A 20,095-nucleotide genomic window follows, 5' to 3' on the forward strand; every position below is an offset into this window, starting at 1 on the left:
CAGCTCCTAGCGCAGACGAATCGCCGGGTTAACCACCGCATAAAGCAGGTCCACCAGCAGATTAATCAGAATAAATTCAAACACAAACAGCATCACCAGCGCCTGAATAACCGGCTGATCCTGCGTTTTGATGGATTCGATCAGTAACCAGCCCAACCCTGGCCAGCTGAAGACGCTTTCGACAATAATCGAACCGCCCAGCAGGAAGCCAAACTGCAAGCCGAGCATGGTGAGTATCGGGATCAGCGCATTGCGCATGATGTGTTTCCAGGTCACCCGCCGCGCCCGTAAGCCTTTGGCGTTGGCAGTACGTACGTAATCTTCCTGCGCGACATCGAGAAACGCCGAACGGGTGAAACGCGCCATGACCGCTGCGACCGAAGAACCAAGCGTAATCGCCGGTAAAATGATGTCAGTTGGCTGGTTAAACCCACTGACGGCAAACAGCCCAAACGGCATGGCAACAAACTGAATCAGCAGCAATCCGAGCCAGAACGGCGGCATGGAAATCCCGCCGACCGCCATACTCATCAGCGCCCAGTCCTGCCATTTGCCGCGTTTCAGCGCCGAGACCACGCCAATCACCAGCCCCAAAACTACCGACCAGGCGAAACCCGCCAGCGCCAGCAGCAGCGTGGGCATAAATCCGCTTTCAATCACGCTTAACACCGGCTGACGCGTGCGGTATGTCGTGCCCAGATCGCCATGTATCATGCCGTTCAGCCAGTGCCAGTACTGCGCAGGCAACGGATCGTTCAGACCAAGCAGTTGCCGCGCTGACTCAACCGCCTCAATCGGCGCATCCTGACCGGCGTAAATACGCGCAGGATCCCCCGGCAGCAGCTTGATAAAGCCGAAAACCAGTAACGACACCACCAGTAAAACGGGGATCATTTCCAATATCCGGCGGAGAAAATAGGTCAGCATAAAAGTGATTCCCTGAATTCAGTAAACTCCCTCCCGATAAAAAGGAGGGAGTAAAACAGCACCTCTGTTACTTAAACTGTGCCTGATTGAAAATCAGAGAACCGTCGGCCAGCATGTAGACGCCGGACAACGCTTTGCTCTTACCGACCAGATTGTCCGGTACGCCCAGATACGCCATCGGCGCATCGGCCCACAGCAGTTTCTGCGCATCGGCATAGGCCGCTTTACGTTTTTCAACGTCGGCGGTTTGCAGCCCGGCGGTGATCGCCGCATCGACCTGTTTATTGCTGTAGTACGACACGTTGTACGCCGACGGGATCCACGATTCGGTCGCGAACAGCGGACGCAGCGCCCAGTCAGCATCACCCGTCGAGGCCGACCATGCGCCGTAATACATTTCAACTTTCGCATCTGCCGGTTTCGGCGTACTCCACAGACGCTGTGTCAGGGTTCCGGCGTCCATCGGCACCAGTTTCACACGCACGCCAATCAGTGAGAGTTGCTGTTTCAGGAACTGCGCACTGCGGATACGGTCGGTCTTGTTGGAACTCCACATTTCCACGTCGAAGCCCTTTTCATACCCGGCTTCTTTCATCAGCTCTTTTGCTTTGGCGATGTTGTAGCTGTAATCCGGCGTAGTTTGCTTCTGGTAGAACTGAACGTTTTTCGGCAGCGGCGACGTGGACGGCGAACCTAAACCGGCGAAGCCTACTTTCAGCCAGAGATTACGGTCGATGGCGTAGTTAATCGCCTGACGGACGCGCACGTCAGAGAACTCTTTTTTCTGCGTGTTGAAGGCGATGTAATACAGGTAGATGCCCGGATCCTGCGCGATATCGAGTTTAGGATCACTTTTCACGGTTTCCACCAGATCAGACGGCAGCGGATACACCGCATCCACGCCGCCCGATTTCAGTTTTGCTACCTGCGTGGAATCTTCCGGCGTCGGGTAAAGCGTCACGGAATCGACTTTCGGCCAGCCTTTCTGCCAGTAGTTATCGTATTTCACCAGTTTGACGTCTTTGCCCTGCTGCCATTCGACAAATTTAAACGGACCGGTACCGACCGGATGCACGCTCAGATCCTGCTCATTCGGATACTGTTTCAGCGATGCCGGGCTGTGCATCACCGCAGACGGGTGCGCCAGCGTGTTGATCATCGCGCCGAACGGTTTATTCAGCGTGATTTTGACCTGATACGGACTGACCACATCTACCGATTTAATCATGCTGAACAGAGAGTTACGCTTAAGATGATTGGCCGGATTCGCCAGGCGATCGAGGTTTGCTTTCACCGCATCGGCGTTAAACGGCGTGCCATCCTGGAAGGTCACGTCGTGACGCAGGTTAATAGTAAATTCTGTGGCGTCGCTGTTACTGGTGTAATCGGTCGCCAGCACCGGCACGACGGCCATTTTGTTATCGAACTGGAACAGACGTTCAAAAATGCCGCTCTGAATGGAATAACTCAGCGTATCCGTGGTGTCGTGCGGGTCAAAACCGGTCACGTCGGCATACATGGAAATGCGCAGATCTTTCGCCTGTGCAGAGGCGGCAAAACACAGCGCCAGCCCTGCGGCCAGCAGGCTTTTACGTAGGAACGTTGAGTGCATGAACTTCTCCTGTGTATTCCAAAAAAGAAAAAATTAACGTTATGCCTGTTGTTCAGCCACCCAGTGGTGCGGCGAAACCTGGCTGTACCTGAGTTTTTCTATCTGTACACCGGCCGGATGCACCGGCGATTTCACTTCTACATCATCAAAATTGCGCAATGCACGCTGCGTCGGATCCGCCACCGGCACCGAACTGAGCAGGCGACGGGTGTATGAATGTTGAGGATTGCCAAACACAGCATCTCGCGGACCAATCTCCACAATCTGCCCGCTGTACATCACCGCAACCCGGTTGGCGATGCGTTCCACCACTGCCATATCGTGCGAGATAAACAGCCACGCCACGCCGGTGTCGCGCTGTAAATCCATCATCAGATTCACCACCTGCGCCTGAATAGAAACATCCAGCGCCGACACCGCTTCGTCAGCAATAATTACCTGCGGCTGCAACGCCATCGCGCGCGCGATGGCAATACGCTGCCGCTGGCCGCCGGAGAATTCATGGGGATAGCGGCGCGCAAAAGAGGGATCCAGCCCGACGCTTTTCAGCAGCTGATTTACCACCGGCGTGGCATCTGCCAGTGATTTTTTCAGGCCGTGCAGTAATAAAGGCTCCGCAATAGAAAAACCGACGGTCAGACGCGGGTTCAGCGAGGCATAGGGATCCTGAAACACCATCTGGATCTGACGGCGGACGGCCTGAAACGGCGTGTCGCGCATCAGCGTGATTTCTTTGCCTTCCAGATGAATGCTTTCAGATTCGCTGCCGACCAGACGCAAAATCGCTCGCCCGGTGGTGGATTTTCCACAGCCACTTTCGCCGACCAGAGCCAGCGTTTCGCCCGGCCAGATTGAAAAATCAATTTGCTCAACGGCGTGAACTTCTTTGGTCACACGCGACAGCACGCCGGAACGGATCGGATAGCAGACCCGCAGCCCGCACACATCCAGCAGCGGCGGCGCGTCGTAATTCGCGGTTTTCTGATCGCCGTCGGCGACTGAAACGTGAGCTCCATCACCTGCAATCGATTGCTTATTCGCATCATTTTTAGGCGCGCTGAGCAGCGGAAAACGGCGAGGCCATTTGAGCCCGCGCATGTCGCCCAGTTTCGGCACGGCGGCCAGCAGCGCGCGGGTATAAGGGTGCTGCGCATGGGCAAAAATTTCGGTCACGCTGCCCTGTTCCACCACGTTGCCCTGATACATCACTACCACGCGGTCGGCAATTTCGGCGACAACGCCCATATCATGCGTAATAAAGAGGACAGACATGTCGGTGCCCTGTTGCAGGTCACGCAGAATTTGCAGAATGCGCGCCTGCACGGTGACATCCAGCGCAGTGGTGGGTTCGTCGGCAATCAGCAATGCCGGATCGCAGGCCAGCGCCTGCGCAATCATGACGCGCTGACGCATACCGCCGGAAAGTTCGTGGGGATAACATTTGAGAATGCGTTCAACGTCGGGGATACGCACCTGTTTAAGCAGTTCGCGGGCTTTGGTCAGTGCATTGGCTTTGGTCGCCATCCCGTGGTCAATCAGCCCTTCCGTGAGCTGATCGCCGACCCGTAATACCGGGTTGAGCGACGTCATCGGTTCCTGAAAGATCATCGACATTTCGCGGCCACGCAGTTTGCGCCGCGATTCTGCCGAAAGGGAATTGAGCGCGTGGCGTGTGCCGTCGCGCCCGAAAAAATTCACGCTGCCGCCGTTGATATGGGCGGAATCCGGCAACAGCCCCATCACGCTGAGCGACGTGACAGATTTACCGGAGCCGCTTTCGCCGACCACGGCGACGACTTCACCTTTATTAATAGAAAAGGAAACGCCCTTCAGCGCCTGAGTTTTGCCCTGACGGCCGGAAAACGTGACCGACAAATCGTTAATCTGCAAGATTGGCGATGGCTGTTCATTAATCAAAAAACGTCTCCTTTAAATAAGGGCAAAATTACAACCAGACTTCGCCGTTCTCGTAGCGCAATGCCGGTTCAGCGTCCTGCGCCAGCCAGATCGGGCCATCCAGATCGACACGTTCGGCCTGAACCGCCACCGGCAGCGCGGCTTCCATGGCAATAGAAGAACCGAGCATGCACCCGACCATAATCCGCAACCCCAGACGGCGGGCTTCTTCGGTCATCGCCAGCGCTTCGGTCAGCCCGCCGCACTTATCGAGTTTGATGTTGATCATCTCGTAACGGTCGCGCAGACCGGCGATATCCGAAAGTTCGTGACAGCTTTCGTCGGCGCAGACAGGAATGGGATGCAAACAACGCACCAGATCTTTGTCATTGCCTGCCGGAAGCGGTTGTTCAATCATCGCCACGTTAAATTCGTGCAGTGCCTGAAACAGGCTGCCGAGATCTAAACCCTGCCAGGCTTCGTTGGCATCCACGACCAGCGTCGCCAGCGGTGCTGCGGCGCGGATAGCCGCCACTTTCTCGATAATCTGCTCACGATCGAGTTTGATTTTCAGCAACTGCGCGCCACCGGCCACGGCAATCCCGGCCGCTTTCGCCATGTTTTCCAGAGAATCCAGGCTCAGCGTTTCTGCCGTAATCACCGAAACAGGCTTCGGCATATCAAGCAGTTGCCACAAGGTTTTGCCCTGTTTTGCCGCATCCAGACGCCACATTGCACAGTCGAGGGCATTGCGCGCCGAGCCGATCGGCATCACTTCCTGCAACGCTTCACGGGTCAGCCCCTCTTCAACCCGCGGACGGATCAAATCCAGCTGTTCGCAAACGCTTTGCGGGGATTCCTGATAATGCGCGGTGGGCGTGCATTCGCCGGTTGCGGTAAATTCACCGTCCGTCAGGGTCACACGTACTACCGTCACCGCGGTGCGGGTGCCGCGTGAAATCGCAAAAGGCTTAGCCAGCGGCAGTTCGGCTGACAGGAAAGTCATCTGAGTCATCAGCCGTTATCCCTGATCCATTGCGCGATGTTTTTGATGCCGAAACGCACCGGATCGGTCGCCGGAACGCCGAATTCTTCACTGATTTCGGCCAGCGCGATTTTGGCTTCTTCTTCACTCACGGCAGACGTGTTCAGCGAGAAACCGGCAATTCTGACGTCCGGGCTGGTGAGGCTGGCCGCCGCCAGATTGGTGTCCAGGCACTGGCGCAGCGTCGGCATAAACTGATGCGGCAGATGGCGCATGTGCGGGCGGCCAAGTTCATGACACATCACCAGCAAATGCGCCTGCGCGCCGTGGATCAGGCCCATGCTGACGCCGGCAAATGACGGATGATAAAGCGAACCCTGCCCTTCAATGATGTCCCAGTGATCGTCGTCATTGGCGGGTGCCAGCGCTTCAACCGCACCGGAAATAAAGTCAGCAATCACAGCATCAATCGCAATACCCGCACCGGCCACCAGCACGCCGGTCTGGCCGGTTGCGCGGAAATCGGCTTTCAAATCCAGCTCACGCATGGCAGATTCGAGCGCCAGCGAGGTATACATTTTGCCGACGGAACAGTCCGTGCCGACGGTCAGAATACGTTTACCGCTGCGCTTCTTACCGGTACCGGTATCCAGCTCAGGCTGCATATGGCGAACATCGAACAGCTGCACGTTATGCTCAGCGGCCAGTTCCACCAGCTCAGGAATATCGTTCAGCCCCTGATGCAAACCGTTCGCCACGTTCAGCCCGGCGCGGATCGCCGTTTTAATGGAATCAATCCAGTGCGCCGGTAATTTACCGCCCGAATTCGCCGTACCCAGCACCATGGTTTTTGCGCCCTGCGCCACCGCTGTGTCGATATCCAGATCCGGCAGCCCGAGGGAGACAGAGTCAGTCGCCAGACGAATTTGCCCGACGCACGCTTCAGGGCGCCAGACGTGTATCCCGCGCGCCGTTTTCGCCGCCAGCGGATCCATCACATCGCCCAGGAATAACAGATAAGGCTTGGGTATTTGCTGCATGTCAGTTTCTCCGGAAATGAATTTTAGAATGTGTTTTAAGTCAGGCCGGAGGTCACTATTCCACGGGCGACACAACCCGGCGAATACTTGTTTAGCGCTGGGGTATAACCTCAGGCTATAGGGCTCAGTTTATTGAATTTATGGGGTTATTTATGACGTACAGGGAGAGAGGAAAAATAAACTGAGTACGGGGAATTCACGGAAAAACAGCAATAAAAAAAGGCAGAGCCAATGAACTCTGCCTTTGCGATTACCTTTTTCAGACACAGAATGGGGTAATAATTTTGTTCACTAACTTAGAAGCGGTAAGTCAGTGCAACAGCAACGATGTCGTCAGAGCTTACGCCCAGTTTGTTGTTGTCATCGATCTGGTTGATCATGTAGTCAACATAGGTGTACATGTTTTTGTTGAAGTAGTAAGTCGCACCGATTTCGAAGTATTTGACCAGGTCAGCATCGCCCACGCCCCCAACATCTTTCGCTTTAGACTGAACGTAACCGATTGACGGACGCAGACCATTTTCGAACTGGTACTGTGCAACTAACTCATAACCCTGAGTTTTGTTTGCATAGCCGGCAGTGCCGTTAACAGTGATCGGCGCCTGGTTGCGGGTTTCGTTATACATTGCTGCCAGGTAAACCTGGTTTGCATCGTATTTCAGGCCAGTCGCCCATGCAGAAGCTTTATCGCCGCCACCGATTTGAGAGTTAGTCTGGCCATTGGTACGGTCAGAAGAAGAACCTGCGATAACAGCACCGATACCGGAACCTGCGATATCTTCATAATCGATAGATGCGCCGTAACCGTCGCCGTTGCCTTTGTTGTTAGCACGGCCATCGTTTTCGTTCTTCGCCTGATATTGCAGGGCCACGTTCAGGCCAGTCACCAGACCGAAGAAGTCCTGGTTACGGTAAGTTGCGAGGCTGTTAGCACGGCCAACCATGAAGTTGTCGGAGTTAGCAGTATCACCACCAAACTCTGGCAGCATATCGGTGAAGCCCAGTGCGTCATAAACCACACCGTAGTTACGGCCGAAGTCGATAGAACCGAAATCTTTAACTTTCAGACCTGCAAAGCCCAGACGGGTTTTAGTACCGGTCGTGCCCTGGCTTTCAGCATGGTTAGCCTGAACGTTATATTCCCACTGGCCATAACCGGTCAGTGTGTCATTAATTTGTGTTTCGCCTTTAAAGCCCAGACGAACATAAGTCATGTCGCCATCAGAACCAGCGTCATCAGAGAAATAATGCTTAGCGGTTACGCGACCGTAAAGGTCCAGTTTATTACCATCTTTGTTATAAATTTCGGTTGCGTTTGCGGTAGTTCCCACTGCAATTAAAGAGACCGCTAAGGCCAACACACTGCGCTTCATCATTATTTAAGATTCCTTGATTTTTTATAAAGGATTTCTCATGCCCGCTTTATTTAAATATCTGAATATCGGGCTCTGAGTATTTGTACATGTTTTTAAATGCGTCTGTCTGTAAAACGATTTGAACCTTAACACTGAGCACAAAAAGTTAAAATGAAAAAGTTCGCCACACTAAGTCTTTTTTGAGTAAAGATATGTAACTAAACATTTCTATTATAAGTCTCTAACCCCCTGATTATATGCGGTTTTCGCATAACATTTTGCACCATTATGGTGCTGCGCCTTATTTTGGTGCACTTAAGGTTTACTTTTGTAAAGCAGTTGCAAGCGGGATCACCTTTCTCAAAAGGTTTTTTACTGTTAACAATCGTTAATGAATTCACAATAGGAAAATGAGTAGTGCATTTAAATAGTGCATAGCGTGGTAATTATTTTATTGATAAGTTCATTAGCAAATAAATAGAAAATGCGACCATAAGATTTTTGTACTACGCAATTTCATCTGCATTCGAACTTTTAATAAATGACCTGAGAGAAATAAAGCCAAATTGAATCTAAAAATAATTTCGCGGGTGATTGAATTGAACAAAAATGTGTATTCCTTCGTGACCGTATTGTGCTTTTTTTATTCAAAACGGGCTTTGTAAATTGTGAATATTGTTTTGCTGCGAAGGGAAGTCGTCTCAAGGGAGGAGGAATTTGCAGGTTTTTACAACAGAGGATGAGTAATACCTCTTTGCCCCCTCCTCTCTATAAAGGAGGGGGCCGCTAATTAACGAAACTGCGCGGCGTGAAGTTGTGCATAGCGCCCCCGGAGGGACAGCAGAGATTCGTGTGTGCCCTGCTCGACGATGCCTTCTTTGTCGACCACGATAATGCGGTCGGCATTCTGGATCGTCGCCAGGCGGTGCGCGATGACCAGCGTGGTTCGCCCTTCGGAAAGCTCGGCCAGCGATTGCTGAATGGCCTGTTCAGTTGCGGTATCCAGCGCAGAGGTCGCTTCATCCAGGATCAGGATCGGCGGATTCTTGAGGAAGATGCGGGCAATGGAAAGCCGCTGTTTCTGGCCGCCTGACAGTTTAACACCCCGCTCACCGATCACCGTGTCCATCCCCAGCGGCAGCGCGTCAATCACATCATCAAGGCGCGCACGGCTGGCGGCCAGATGGATTTCTTCTTCGCTGGCATCCAGCTTGCCATAAGCAATATTCTCACGGATTGTGCCGCCAAACAGGAAGACGTCCTGCTGCACAATGCCGATGTTGTGGCGCAGCGAGGTTTGCGTCATATCACGGATGTCGATGCCATCGATCGTGATGCTGCCGCTGTCAATTTCATAGAAACGAGGGAGCAGCGAGCACATCGTGGTTTTCCCTGCACCGGACGGCCCGACAAACGCCAGCGTTTCACCGGCATTAATCGACAGCGTGATCCCGTTCAGAATTTTGCTGGCAGGCGTATAACCGAACACCACATTGTCATAATGAATGTCGCCGCGCAGATGGCTGACGACCTGCGCGTCCGGACGATCAACGATATCCGGCGCCGTATCGATCAGCTGCGTGAAGCGTTTAAAACCGGCAATGCCTTTCGGGTAGCTTTCCAGAACCGAGCTGATTTTCGCCACCGGGCGGAAGAACACTTCCACCAGCAGCAGGAAACCCACGAAACCGCCGTAAGTCAGCTGGTCATTGATCACGTACCAGGTGCCCGCGACCATCACGATCAGCTGGACCAGACGCGTACTCAGATAACTCAGCGTCAGGCTGGCAGTCATGATCTGATAGGCTTTCAGCTTCGTCGTCCGGTATTTATCGTTGTCATGTGCGAACAGTTTTTGCTCATGTTCTTCGTTGGCGAAGGCTTTCACCACGCGGATACCGCCGATGCTTTCTTCTATACGGGCGTTGAAATTCCCCACCTGCCCGAACAGCCGCCGCCAGGTTTCTGTCATTTGCGCCCCGTAACGGCTGACCATCCAGGTCATCGCGGGCACAATAATGATGGTCATCAGCGCCAGTTGCATATGCACGGTAGCCATCAGAATAAAGGCACCAATGAAAGTCATCACCGCAATAAACACGTCTTCCGGCCCGTGGTGCGCGACTTCCCCGACCTCTTCCAGATCTTTGGTCACATGCGTAATGATATGGCCAGTTTTGGTATTGTCGTAATAACGGAAAGAGAGTTTCTGTAAATGGCTGAAAGCCTGGCGGCGCATGTCAGTTTCAATCCCGACGCCCAGCGCGTGGCCCCAGTAGTTCACAATCGCCATCAGCGCGGTGTTAAACAGGTAGATCAGCAACAAGCCGACTGTCGCGCCGATGATCAGCACCCAATCATGAGCAGGCAGAAGCTTATCAATGAAAGTTTTGATCGCCATCGGAAAACCCAGTTCCAGCAATCCGGCGAGGATTGCGCATCCGAAGTCGAGGAAGAACAGTTTTTTATAAGGCGCGTAATAAGAGAAAAAACGGCGGAGCATCATGCATCCTCTAATTAAGATTACCAGCCTGTAAAGGCGAAGCGACCAGTCTAGATGAAAATTGTTATCAATCAGAGAATTTTATGTGCCTGCGTGTGAGACGCGTTCCAGGCAAACCGGCATTCTCTTTTGATCTGGTTACAAAAATCGGGGATACTGTTTAAATACACAGTAAACAATCATTGCGAAAGAATAAGGGCACGTCATGGGAGAATTTACCGGTTTCACGCAGTCTGGCCTGAACTTCCTGCAGGCGCTTCGCCAGAACAACAATAAAGAGTGGTTTGACGAAAATCGTGATATTTATCAGGAACATCTTCTCGAACCGATGCGCAAGCTGGTCGAAGATTTGAGTCAGGATATGGTCATCATTGATGATTTGTTTGAAACGCGTCCGGCGATTGGCAAAACCATTTCCAGAATGCACCGCGATACGCGTTTCTCTCACGATAAGTCAGTCTACCGCTGCAATTTGTGGCTGACCTTCAAGCGTTCCCGCAAAAACTGGACCGATGCGCCGGTGTACTTCTTTGAATTCGGTCAGGACTGGTGGCGTTACGGGTTGGGTTATTACAGCGCGTCAAAAACCACGATGGACCTTTTCCGCCAGCAGCTTCTGAAAAAGCCCGCAGAGTTTCTGGAAATGGCGAAATGCATCGAGCCGAATTTCACCATCGAAGGCGACAGTTATAAACGCCCGCTGATTAAAGATCAGGATCCGGCGCTGGCGGCCTGGTACAACAAAAAATCCTTTGCGCTGATGAGTTCCCATAGGGATATGGAGCCGGTGTTGAGCAGTGAACTGGTGGGGATTTTAAGGGGTGATTTTCTGCGCATAGCGCCGTTGTATCAGATGCTGATCGGGATCGAGGGAATGAAGAGGAATCAACTGCCCTTGGGGGAAGAGTGATGTTCATGGGCTCGCCGCCCAAACGGGCCCAACGGAGTGAGAACGTTTCAGTTTTTCACTTGCGGTGAAGGCTTAATCGGGATCGAGAAAATTTCGGTTTCTCACGAGCGGTGATCACATGGCTTTTCGCGCCGAAAGCGACCAGAGGCTTATTTAAATTCAAAATCAGGCTGGCCTTAATCTTTTAGAAAAGGCAATCTGGCGCGCTCAGAAATTTTTGCTGACCGAGGGTTCGAGTCCGCAAGGCTCGAAGCCCGTAGAGAAGGCACCGCGCAGCGGCAAGATTTCGCGCCACACGCCGGAATAACAGAACACGTCCGTCGACCTGGCGATAGCACACAGTTAAAAAAGCGCAGAGTCCAGAGACCCGCGCGTTAACGGGTCTTTGGTCGGTGTGGGCCGACGCCGACGCCAACGCCCACGACCTTGAAGTTGAAGTTGAAGTTGAAGTTGAAGTTGAAGTTGAATTTAACGCCCAACTCCCCCGGTTACCTCAACCGCCATCCGAACATATATCTCCCGCAATTTCGCGGTAATATCCCCCGGTTTCCCATCTCCGATCGCCTTCCCGTTCAGGCTCACCACCGGCCAGATAAAGGTGGTGGCCGAACTGATGAAAATCTCCCGCGCAGACTGCGCCTCTTCCAGCGTGAACGGACGTTCTTCGAATCGCAGATCGTTTTGTTTCGCCAGTTCGAGCAGCGCCTGACGCGTGATCCCGTGCAGGATATGGGTGCTCAGCGGACGGGTGATGAGCGTGCCCCCGGCATCGACGATCCAGGCATTGCTGGAACTGGCTTCGGTGATCAGACCGTTTTCGACCAGCAGCGCGTCGTCCGCATCGTGTTTATGCGCGTACTCTTTGGCGAGGCACGGAGCTAACAAACCGACGGTTTTAATGTCACGACGCTGCCAGCGGATGTCATCCACGGAAACCATACGGATGCCGGTTTGGGATTTCGGGTGATGAATCAGCGGACGGGCCTGCGTGAACATCAGGAAAGTCGGGCTGACAGTTTCGCCGGGAAAATCAAAGTCACGGTCGCCGCTGTTGCCACGGCTTATTTGCAGATAAACCGCCCCTTCGCGCAAATTATTTTCGGCGATAAGCCGGTTTTGCAGGATTTCGATTTCTTCTGGTGCGCAAGGTAGCCGCAGATCCAGCGCCTGACACGAACGCGCCAGCCGGGCGAGATGCGCGGCGTTATCCAGCAACCGGCCGTTCAGGACGGCGCTCACTTCATACACCGCATCCGCAAATAAGAAACCGCGATCAAAGACAGACACCTTCGCATCCTGCTCGGCAACAAACTCCCCGTTGAGGTATACCGTTCTGGTCATGTTATTTTTCCTGGCCAAATTGAAATAGGATTTTTATTAGCTTACCTGAGTCACAGGAATAAACTGCGTGAAAACTGAGCAGGCGATGTTGACGTAACGCAGGTTTCTGGTGTCCGGCGCATAAAAAAAGCGCTCCGTTGAGCGCTTTTCAGAAAGTCACCCGAAGGTGTCACATTTCGCCTTTCTTCTTTTTATTGCGGATCACAAGCCAGCTGATCAGCGCCATCACCACACCAATAAAGATGAACCAGATGCCGAGCATCAGCTGCGGTGCCATTTCACCCGGCGGGGTTTCAGGGCTGCCCACAATCAGGCCGTGAAGCGTGGCGACAACGCCGATTACCAGTAAAATCAGGCTGTTGCGTAATAAACGACGGGCGACAGTCATAGGTTGTCTTGGAGTGGCCATCAGTGCGTCCTTGAGCAAAAAAATAATGATAAGGGCGCATAATAGCGCCCCTGATTTTTATGTCAAAACAGACTGCTCACAACTTCAGCCGGTTTTCAGCGGCGGTTGCGAACCAGCTGGTAGCGACGGGTAAGATATTCCACCGGCGCGCTCCAGATATGCACCAGACGGCAGAACGGAAACAGCAGGAATAAGGTCATCCCAAGCACCAGATGCACGCGGAAGATTAACGCCACGCCATCCAGATGGGCTGCCGCACCGCCGTGGAAAGTCACCACAGACTGCGCCCAGCCGACCAGTTTCATCATTTCGCTGCCGTCCATATGCTGCGCAGAGAACGGAATAGTACTCAATCCCAGGGCACACTGGATAACCAGCAGCGCGATAATCATGATGTCACCAAAGCTGGACGTGGCACGCACGCGCTCGTTGCTCAGACGACGCCACAGCAACATACCGCCACCGACCAGCGTCATCACCCCGCAGGCACCCCCGGCAATCATCGCCATTTGCTGTTTTACCGGCACCGGCAGGAAGGATTCGTACATCCAGTGCGGCGTCAGCATCCCGAAGGCATGACCGGCGATAATGCCGAGAATACCGACGTGGAACAGCGGCGAAGCGATGCGCAGGATCTTTTTCTCAAGGATCTGACTGGAACCAGCGCGCCAGCTGTACTGGCCGTAGTCGTAACGCAGCCAGCTGCCGACCAGAAACACCGTGCCGCACAGGTACGGGTAAATATTGAAAAAGAAGTTGTTGAGGAAGTCGGTCATTTGCGTGGTTCCCCCGCAGGCATTTCATCAAGGTTCAGATACTGTGGTGCAACCGCACCGGCAAAGCGTTTCTGATGCGCGGCTTCTTCACCCGACGCACAACTTTGCTCACCGAGGAATTTGATTTGTTCCTCTTCCCAGACCGCGTCCAGCGCAGCCGGTGTGTCATCACGGGCTTCCTGTTTGATCCCTTCGCGCACGGTTTCGGTGGCGATATCACTGCCGGACAGCGCCAGCAGCAAATCAAACAGTTCGGCGTAATGGCTGTCGCGTTCCTGCAAACGGGCACTGAGCAAGGCCAGAATAGGCGCGATATCCCGCAACCCTTCGCGCGCCTGAGCTTCATCACGCGTGGTGAGGTATTCCAGATACAGCGGCAGGTAATCCGGCAGCTCGCGGCTGTCGATTTCCAGCCCGGCTTCACGGTATTGCTCCATCAGATCGACCATGGCCTGCCCGCGGTCACGGGATTCGCCGTGAACGTGTTCAAACAGCAGCAGCGATGTCGCGCGGCCACGGTCAAACAAACCGGTGTACGCCGACTGCGCGTCGAGTAAATCTTTCTGGCAGAAATCCGTGATGTACAGCGCCAGATCCAGGCGCTGCTCTGAGTTCAGTTCTGCTGACTGTGTGACCGCCTCGAGAAGCTCCATCTTATGGTTCCAGAGATCTTCAGACGGATAATCGAGCAGCAGGCCGATGATGCGTAAACTGTTCATTAGCCTTTCCTTTCTGTTTTCGCGCCGATGTCGATGGCATCAATGCGTTTGCTGTTGAACAGGTTGAATTTGGTATCGCTGCCGTGACAACCGTCTCCGAAGCTGAAACCACAGCCTTTGGCTTCCGGAAACGCTTCCCGGGCCTGTTCACGGTGGCTGGAAGGCACCACGAAACGGTCTTCGTAGTTGGCAATCGCCAGATAGCGGTACATTTCTTCGGCCTGCGCTGCAGACAACCCGACCTGTTCCAGCGCGCTGGTGTCCGTTACGCCTTCCACCGTTTCAGCACGTTTGAAGTGACGCATCGCCAGCATACGTTTCAGCGCACGCAGCACCGGCGCGGTGTCGCCCGCGGTCAGCAGGTTCGCCAGATATTGCACCGGAATGCGCAGGCTCTCGACATCCGGCAACACGCCGCTGTGCGGCAAAGCACCGGCGTCGGCTGCGGACTGAATCGGAGACAGCGGCGGCACGTACCAGACCATTGGCAGCGTGCGGTATTCAGGATGCAGCGGCAGCGCCAGCTTCCATTCAATCGCCATTTTGTAAACCGGCGACTGACGCGCAGCGTCCATCACAGAAAGCGGAATGCCGTCCTTTTCAGCCTGCGCGATCACTTCCGGGTCGTTCGGATCGAGGAAGATGCTCATCTGGCTTTCGTACAAGTCTTTATCGTTTTCGACTGATGCCGCTTCGGCGATACGGTCGGCGTCATACAACACCACGCCGAGATAGCGGATACGACCCACGCAGGTTTCGGAACAGACCGTTGGCTGGCCGGCTTCGATGCGCGGATAGCAGAAAATACATTTTTCTGACTTGCCGCTTTTCCAGTTGAAGTAGATTTTCTTGTACGGACAACCGGTCAGGCACATACGCCAGCCGCGGCATTTGTCCTGGTCGATCAGTACGATGCCGTCTTCGCCGCGTTTATAAATCGCACCGCTCGGACAGGTCGCCACACACGCCGGATTCAGGCAGTGTTCGCACAGACGCGGCAGGTATGCCATGAAAGTGTTTTCAAACTCGCCGTACATCTCTTTTTGCATATTGGCGAAGTTCTGATCGGCAGAACGTTTGCTGAACTCCGTGCCCAGATCGTCTTCCCAGTTCGGGCCACCGGTAATTTTCTTCATGCGTTTGCCGGTCAGCAGCGAGCGCGGACGGGCTACCGGCTGATGTTTGCCGTCTTTCGCGGTGTGCAGATGCTGATAATCAAAATCAAACGGTTCGTAGTAATCATCGATTTCCGGCATGTGCGGGTTAGCGAAGATTTTATGCAGCAGATTGGCTTTGTTACCCATGCGCGGCTGCAGTTTGCCGTTGATTTTGCGGATCCAGCCGCCCTTCCATTTTTCCTGATTTTCCCAGTCGTGCGGATAACCCAGACCCGGTTTGGTTTCCACGTTATTGAACCACGCGTATTCCATCCCTTCGCGGCTGGTCCAGACGTTTTTACAGGTCACGGAACAGGTGTGGCAGCCAATGCATTTGTCGAGATTCAGCACCATGCCGACTTGTGAACGAATTTTCATTTGGCTTTCTCCTGTGACGCCACGCCCTGCACGTAGTCGTTACCTTCATCATCTAACCAGTCGATGCGGTTCATTTTGCGGACAATCACGAACTCATCACGGTTAGAACCGACGGTGCCGTAATAGTTGAAACCGTAAGACAGCTGCGCGTAACCGCCGATCATGTGGGTCGGTTTCGGGCACACGCGGGTCACCGAGTTGTGAATACCGCCGCGCTGCTGGCTGATTTCTGAGCCCGGAATATTCACGATGCGTTCCTGCGCGTGATACATCATGGTCATCCCCGCCGGTACGCGCTGGCTGACCACCGCGCGGGCGCTCAGAGAACCGTTGGCGTTGAAGGCTTCGATCCAGTCGTTATCTTCAATGCCCAGTTTTGTGGCATCGTCTTCACTGAGCCAGACAATCGGGCCGCCGCGACCTAAGGTCAGCATCAGCAGGTTGTCGCTGTAGGTGGAGTGAATGCCCCATTTCTGGTGTGGCGTCAGGAAGTTCAGCGCCATCTCCGGGTTGCCGTTTGGCTTCGCATTCAGCAACGGCTGCGCCGCGCGGGTGTCGATTGGCGGACGGTACACCAGCAGGCTTTCACCGAAAGCACGCATCCACGCGTGATCCTGATAAAGCTGCTGACGGCCAGACAGCGTGCGCCACGGGATCAGCTCATGCACGTTGGTGTAACAGGCGTTGTAAGAAACGTGTTCGTCTTCCAGACCTGACCACGTCGGGCTTGAGATGATTTTGCGCGGCTGAGCCTGAATATCGCGGAAACGGATTTTCTCGTCTTCTTTATTGAGCGCCAGATGCGTATGGTCGCGGCCGGTATTTTCACTCAGCGCCGCCCAGGCTTTCACCGCCACCTGACCGTTGGTTTCCGGTGCCAGCGTCAGGATGACTTCCGCCGCATCAATCGCGGAGTTGATCATCGGCTGGCCTTTGGCGGTGCCATCCGGCTTGGTGTAGTTCAGCTTTTTCAGTAAATCGACTTCGCTGTCAGTGTTCCAGCTGATGCCTTTACCGCCGTTACCGAGTTTTTCCAGCAATGGCCCGACTGAGGTGAAACGTTCATAGGTATTCGGATAATCACGTTCAACGGTCATCAGATGCGGCGCGGTGCGTCCCGGGATCAGGTCGCATTCGCCCTTTTTCCAGTCTTCCACGCCCAGCGGCTGCGCCAGTTCTGCTGCAGAATCGTGCTGGATTGGCAACGTCACCACATCGGTTTCCACGCCAAGATGCCCGACGCAAACCCGTGAGAATTCTCTGGCAATGCCTTTGTAGATTTCCCAGTCGCTTTTCGAATCCCACGCCGGATCCACAGCGGCAGACAGCGGGTGAATAAACGGATGCATGTCCGATGTATTCATGTCGTCTTTTTCATACCAGGTCGCGGTCGGCAGAACGATGTCGGAATACAGACAGGTGCTGGACATACGGAAATCAAGCGTCACGACCAGATCCAGTTTGCCTTCACCGCCCTGCGCCTGCCATTCGACTTCTTCCGGCATCACGCCGCCCTGAATGCCCAAATCTTCTCCCTGAATACCGTGTTCGGTGCCCAGCAGATATTTCAGCATGTACTCGTGGCCTTTACCGGAAGAACCCAGCAGGTTGGAGCGCCAGACGAACAGGTTACGCGGGAAGTTCTGCGGGTTGTCCGGTTGTTCCGCGGCGAAACGCACGCTGCCGTCTTTCAGGGCTGCGACGGTGAAATCTGCCGGAGACTGACCGGCGGCTTTCGCCTGTTCCGCGATGTGCAGCGGGTTAACGTTGAGCTGCGGCGCAGACGGCAACCAGCCCATACGTTCGGCGCGCACGTTGAAATCAATCATGCTGCCGGTGAATTTGGATTTATCCGCCAGCGGGGATAACAGTTCCTGCGGCGCGACGGTTTCATAACGCCACTGGCTGGAATGGTTATAGAAGAACGAGGTGCTGTTCATGTGGCGTGGCGGACGCTGCCAGTCAAGGCCAAACGCCAGCGGCTGCCAGCCGGTTTGCGGACGCAGTTTTTCCTGTCCGACGTAGTGAGCCCAGCCACCACCGCTCTGCCCCACACAGCCGCAGAAGATCAGCATGTTGATCAGGCCGCGGTAGTTCATGTCGAGGTGATACCAGTGGTTCATCCCGGCGCCGACGATGATCATCGAACGGCCATGCGTTTTGTTGGCGTTATCAGCAAATTCGTTAGCAATACGCACGATGTTCTGCTGCGAAACGCCGGTGATTTTCTCGGCCCAGGCTGGCGTATAGGCTTTAATTTCGTCAAAGCTTTGCGCGCAGTTTTCATCATTCAGGCCGCGTTCAATGCCGTAGTTCGCCAGCGTCAGGTCGTAAACACTGGCGACCAGACCGGTGCTGCCGTCGGCCAGTTGCAGGCGTTTGACCGGCAGTTTGTGCATCAGAACTTCATCCAGCGCCACGCTGCTGAAATGCTCGCTGACCGCGCCGCCGAAGTACGGATAACCGACGTTCACAACTTCATCGTGATTATCAAGCAGGCTCAGTTGCAGACTGACGTCTTTATGATCTTTCCCTTCGCGTGATTCCAGATTCCACTGGCCCTTTTCGCCCCAGCGGTAACCGATGGAACCTAACGGAGACACCAGCTCGCCAGTGTTTTCGTCAAAGGCGATGGTTTTCCACTGCGGGTTATTTTCCTGACCAAGGTTGTCCACCAGATCAGACGCACGCAGCATTCGGCCTGCGGCATACGAACCGTCTTCACGCGGTTCAAGCATCACCAGCATCGGCATATCGGTGTAACGACGCACGTAGTCGGTGAAGTACTGGCTCGGATTATCGATATGGAAGGATTTGAGGATCACATGGCCCATTGCCAGCGCCAGCGCGCTGTCGGTGCCTTGTTTCGGTGCCAGCCACTGATCGCAAATCTTGGCGATTTCGGCGTAATCCGGCGTGATCGCAACGGTTTTAGTGCCTTTGTAGCGCACTTCGGTAAAGAAATGGGCGTCCGGCGTTCGGGTCTGCGGAACGTTCGAACCCCAGGCGATAATATAAGAAGAGTTGTACCAGTCAGCCGATTCCGGCACGTCGGTCTGCTCGCCCCAGGTTTGCGGAGAAGCCGGTGGCAAATCGCAATACCAGTCGTAAAAACTCAGACACACGCCGCCAATCAGCGACAGATAGCGTGCGCCGGACGCGTAAGACACCATCGACATCGCCGGAATGGGCGAGAAACCGATAATACGGTCTGGCCCGAAAGTCTTGGCGGTATAAACGTTAGAGGCCGCAATCAGTTCATTCACTTCCTGCCAGCTCGAACGGACAAAACCGCCGCGACCACGTGCGGCTTTATATTCTTTGGCTTTCTCCGGCTGATTAATAATCGAAGCCCAGGCATCGACCGGATCGCTGTGTTTCAGTTTGGCTTCACGCCATAACTGGATCAGCTTTTTGCGCATCAGCGGATATTTCAGGCGGTTTGCGCTGTAGAGATACCAGGAATAACTGGCACCACGCGGGCAACCGCGCGGCTCGTGGTTCGGCAAGTCCGGACGGGTGCGCGGATAGTCGGTCTGCTGGGTTTCCCAGGTAACCAGACCGTTTTTGACGTAAATCTTCCAGCTGCATGAACCGGTGCAGTTAACACCGTGCGTGGAACGGACCACTTTGTCGTGCTGCCAGCGGCTGCGGTAGCCGTCTTCCCAGTCACGATTGGTATTCAGCGTCTGGCCATGGCCGTCAGCGAAAGGTTCAGCTAGCTGTTTGAAATAGCGAAACCGGTCAAGAAACTTGCTCATCCGGGACTCTCCTGTGCAAAGGCCTGTGGCGCTTTGTCATTATGTGAATGGCGGGGAATACAACTTCATTGCTCACGTTGGCCTCAGGGTATGCACCCCACACGCGCGCCTACTTGATTGCGATCAACGCCTTCGCGTCATGTATTTATTTACATAACGCCAGATACTCCTAAAGAGGTATAAAATTCATTACACATAACCATATGATTAATAAATAATAATTTCATAAGAAGAGCAAAAATGAGAGGAAGAAGCCCTCAGGAGGAAAATTGGGGGTAAGGGAGTCTGAATGTGACAGTATTGTGAAATCACGCAGGAGGATATTG

At 54.0% G+C, this 20,095-nt stretch carries 14 protein-coding genes; 1 reads left to right on the forward strand and 13 read right to left on the reverse strand.

All coding sequences use genetic code 11. The annotated features are described in order from the left end of the window. Positions 1-6: 6 nt before the first annotated feature. From GW579_RS04670 to GW579_RS04700, 7 genes are all read right to left on the reverse strand, one after another. Complete coding sequence (locus GW579_RS04670) at positions 7-927, reverse strand: ABC transporter permease subunit (RefSeq protein ID WP_152327025.1); 921 nt, start codon at positions 925-927, stop codon at positions 7-9. Positions 928-994: 67 nt separating this feature from the next. Beyond that, positions 995-2,539, reverse strand: a complete 1,545-nt coding sequence (locus GW579_RS04675; protein WP_165057831.1) for a glutathione ABC transporter substrate-binding protein — start codon at positions 2,537-2,539, stop codon at positions 995-997. Positions 2,540-2,578: 39 nt separating this feature from the next. Continuing rightward, positions 2,579-4,456, reverse strand: coding sequence for an ABC transporter ATP-binding protein (locus GW579_RS04680; protein ID WP_206738754.1), 1,878 nt, complete (start codon positions 4,454-4,456; stop codon positions 2,579-2,581). A gap of 28 nt (positions 4,457-4,484) precedes the next feature. Next, positions 4,485-5,450, reverse strand: coding sequence for an N-acetyl-D-Glu racemase DgcA (gene dgcA / locus GW579_RS04685; RefSeq protein ID WP_165057833.1), 966 nt, complete (start codon positions 5,448-5,450; stop codon positions 4,485-4,487). Beyond that, on the reverse strand, positions 5,450-6,460 hold the full coding sequence (gene dgcN, locus GW579_RS04690; protein WP_152327022.1) for an N-acetyltransferase DgcN: 1,011 nt from the start codon (positions 6,458-6,460) through the stop codon (positions 5,450-5,452). The genes dgcA and dgcN overlap by 1 nt, the downstream gene beginning before the upstream one ends. A 296-nt stretch (positions 6,461-6,756) precedes the next feature. Beyond that, positions 6,757-7,836, reverse strand: coding sequence for a porin (locus tag GW579_RS04695; protein WP_276529189.1), 1,080 nt, complete (start codon positions 7,834-7,836; stop codon positions 6,757-6,759). A 769-nt stretch (positions 7,837-8,605) separates the two neighbouring features. Continuing rightward, on the reverse strand, positions 8,606-10,318 hold the full coding sequence (locus tag GW579_RS04700; protein WP_165058716.1) for an ABC transporter ATP-binding protein: 1,713 nt from the start codon (positions 10,316-10,318) through the stop codon (positions 8,606-8,608). Between the two features lie 205 nt (positions 10,319-10,523). On the opposite strand from GW579_RS04700, the gene GW579_RS04705 reads away from it, so the two are divergent. Then, positions 10,524-11,228, forward strand: coding sequence for a DUF2461 domain-containing protein (locus GW579_RS04705; RefSeq protein ID WP_165057835.1), 705 nt, complete (start codon positions 10,524-10,526; stop codon positions 11,226-11,228). Between the two features lie 468 nt (positions 11,229-11,696). Here GW579_RS04705 and GW579_RS04710 read toward each other — a convergent pair whose 3' ends face one another. The 6 genes from GW579_RS04710 to GW579_RS04735 all read right to left on the reverse strand — a co-directional run bounded on the left by GW579_RS04710 (position 11,697) and on the right by GW579_RS04735 (position 19,769). Next, complete coding sequence (locus tag GW579_RS04710) at positions 11,697-12,569, reverse strand: D-amino-acid transaminase (RefSeq protein WP_152327019.1); 873 nt, start codon at positions 12,567-12,569, stop codon at positions 11,697-11,699. 169 nt (positions 12,570-12,738) lie between these two features. Next, positions 12,739-12,978: a hypothetical protein gene (locus GW579_RS04715; protein ID WP_152327018.1), complete on the reverse strand. Its 240-nt coding sequence runs from the start codon at positions 12,976-12,978 to the stop codon at positions 12,739-12,741. A 95-nt stretch (positions 12,979-13,073) separates the two neighbouring features. Next, complete coding sequence (narI, locus tag GW579_RS04720) at positions 13,074-13,754, reverse strand: respiratory nitrate reductase subunit gamma (RefSeq protein ID WP_165057837.1); 681 nt, start codon at positions 13,752-13,754, stop codon at positions 13,074-13,076. Next, positions 13,751-14,473, reverse strand: a complete 723-nt coding sequence (gene narJ, locus GW579_RS04725; RefSeq protein WP_165057839.1) for a nitrate reductase molybdenum cofactor assembly chaperone — start codon at positions 14,471-14,473, stop codon at positions 13,751-13,753. The genes narI and narJ overlap by 4 nt, the downstream gene beginning before the upstream one ends. Then, positions 14,473-16,008, reverse strand: a complete 1,536-nt coding sequence (narH, locus tag GW579_RS04730) for a nitrate reductase subunit beta (protein WP_152327015.1) — start codon at positions 16,006-16,008, stop codon at positions 14,473-14,475. Before narH ends, narJ begins: the two co-directional genes overlap by 1 nt. Continuing rightward, positions 16,005-19,769 (reverse strand): nitrate reductase subunit alpha, encoded by a 3,765-nt coding sequence (locus tag GW579_RS04735; protein ID WP_165057841.1) that lies wholly within the window; start codon positions 19,767-19,769, stop codon positions 16,005-16,007. The genes narH and GW579_RS04735 overlap by 4 nt, the downstream gene beginning before the upstream one ends. Positions 19,770-20,095: the final 326 nt, after the last annotated feature.

Origin of the sequence: Rahnella contaminans (genome assembly GCF_011065485.1) — a bacterium.
Lineage (GTDB): Bacteria > Pseudomonadota > Gammaproteobacteria > Enterobacterales > Enterobacteriaceae > Rahnella > Rahnella contaminans.

What these genes read in the sequence shown, in the direction of transcription:
- GW579_RS04670 (WP_152327025.1), bottom strand. Translation starts at nt 927, where the DNA reads ATGCTGACCTATTTTCTCCGCCGGATATTGGAAATGATCCCCGTTTTA.
- GW579_RS04675 (WP_165057831.1), bottom strand. Translation starts at nt 2,539, where the DNA reads ATGCACTCAACGTTCCTACGTAAAAGCCTGCTGGCCGCAGGGCTGGCG.
- dgcA (WP_165057833.1), bottom strand. Translation starts at nt 5,450, where the DNA reads ATGACTCAGATGACTTTCCTGTCAGCCGAACTGCCGCTGGCTAAGCCT.
- dgcN (WP_152327022.1), bottom strand. Translation starts at nt 6,460, where the DNA reads ATGCAGCAAATACCCAAGCCTTATCTGTTATTCCTGGGCGATGTGATG.
- GW579_RS04695 (WP_276529189.1), bottom strand. Translation starts at nt 7,836, where the DNA reads ATGATGAAGCGCAGTGTGTTGGCCTTAGCGGTCTCTTTAATTGCAGTG.
- GW579_RS04700 (WP_165058716.1), bottom strand. Translation starts at nt 10,318, where the DNA reads ATGCTCCGCCGTTTTTTCTCTTATTACGCGCCTTATAAAAAACTGTTC.
- GW579_RS04705 (WP_165057835.1), top strand. Translation starts at nt 10,524, where the DNA reads ATGGGAGAATTTACCGGTTTCACGCAGTCTGGCCTGAACTTCCTGCAG.
- GW579_RS04710 (WP_152327019.1), bottom strand. Translation starts at nt 12,569, where the DNA reads ATGACCAGAACGGTATACCTCAACGGGGAGTTTGTTGCCGAGCAGGAT.
- GW579_RS04715 (WP_152327018.1), bottom strand. Translation starts at nt 12,978, where the DNA reads ATGGCCACTCCAAGACAACCTATGACTGTCGCCCGTCGTTTATTACGC.
- narI (WP_165057837.1), bottom strand. Translation starts at nt 13,754, where the DNA reads ATGACCGACTTCCTCAACAACTTCTTTTTCAATATTTACCCGTACCTG.
- narJ (WP_165057839.1), bottom strand. Translation starts at nt 14,473, where the DNA reads ATGAACAGTTTACGCATCATCGGCCTGCTGCTCGATTATCCGTCTGAA.
- narH (WP_152327015.1), bottom strand. Translation starts at nt 16,008, where the DNA reads ATGAAAATTCGTTCACAAGTCGGCATGGTGCTGAATCTCGACAAATGC.
- GW579_RS04735 (WP_165057841.1), bottom strand. Translation starts at nt 19,769, where the DNA reads ATGAGCAAGTTTCTTGACCGGTTTCGCTATTTCAAACAGCTAGCTGAA.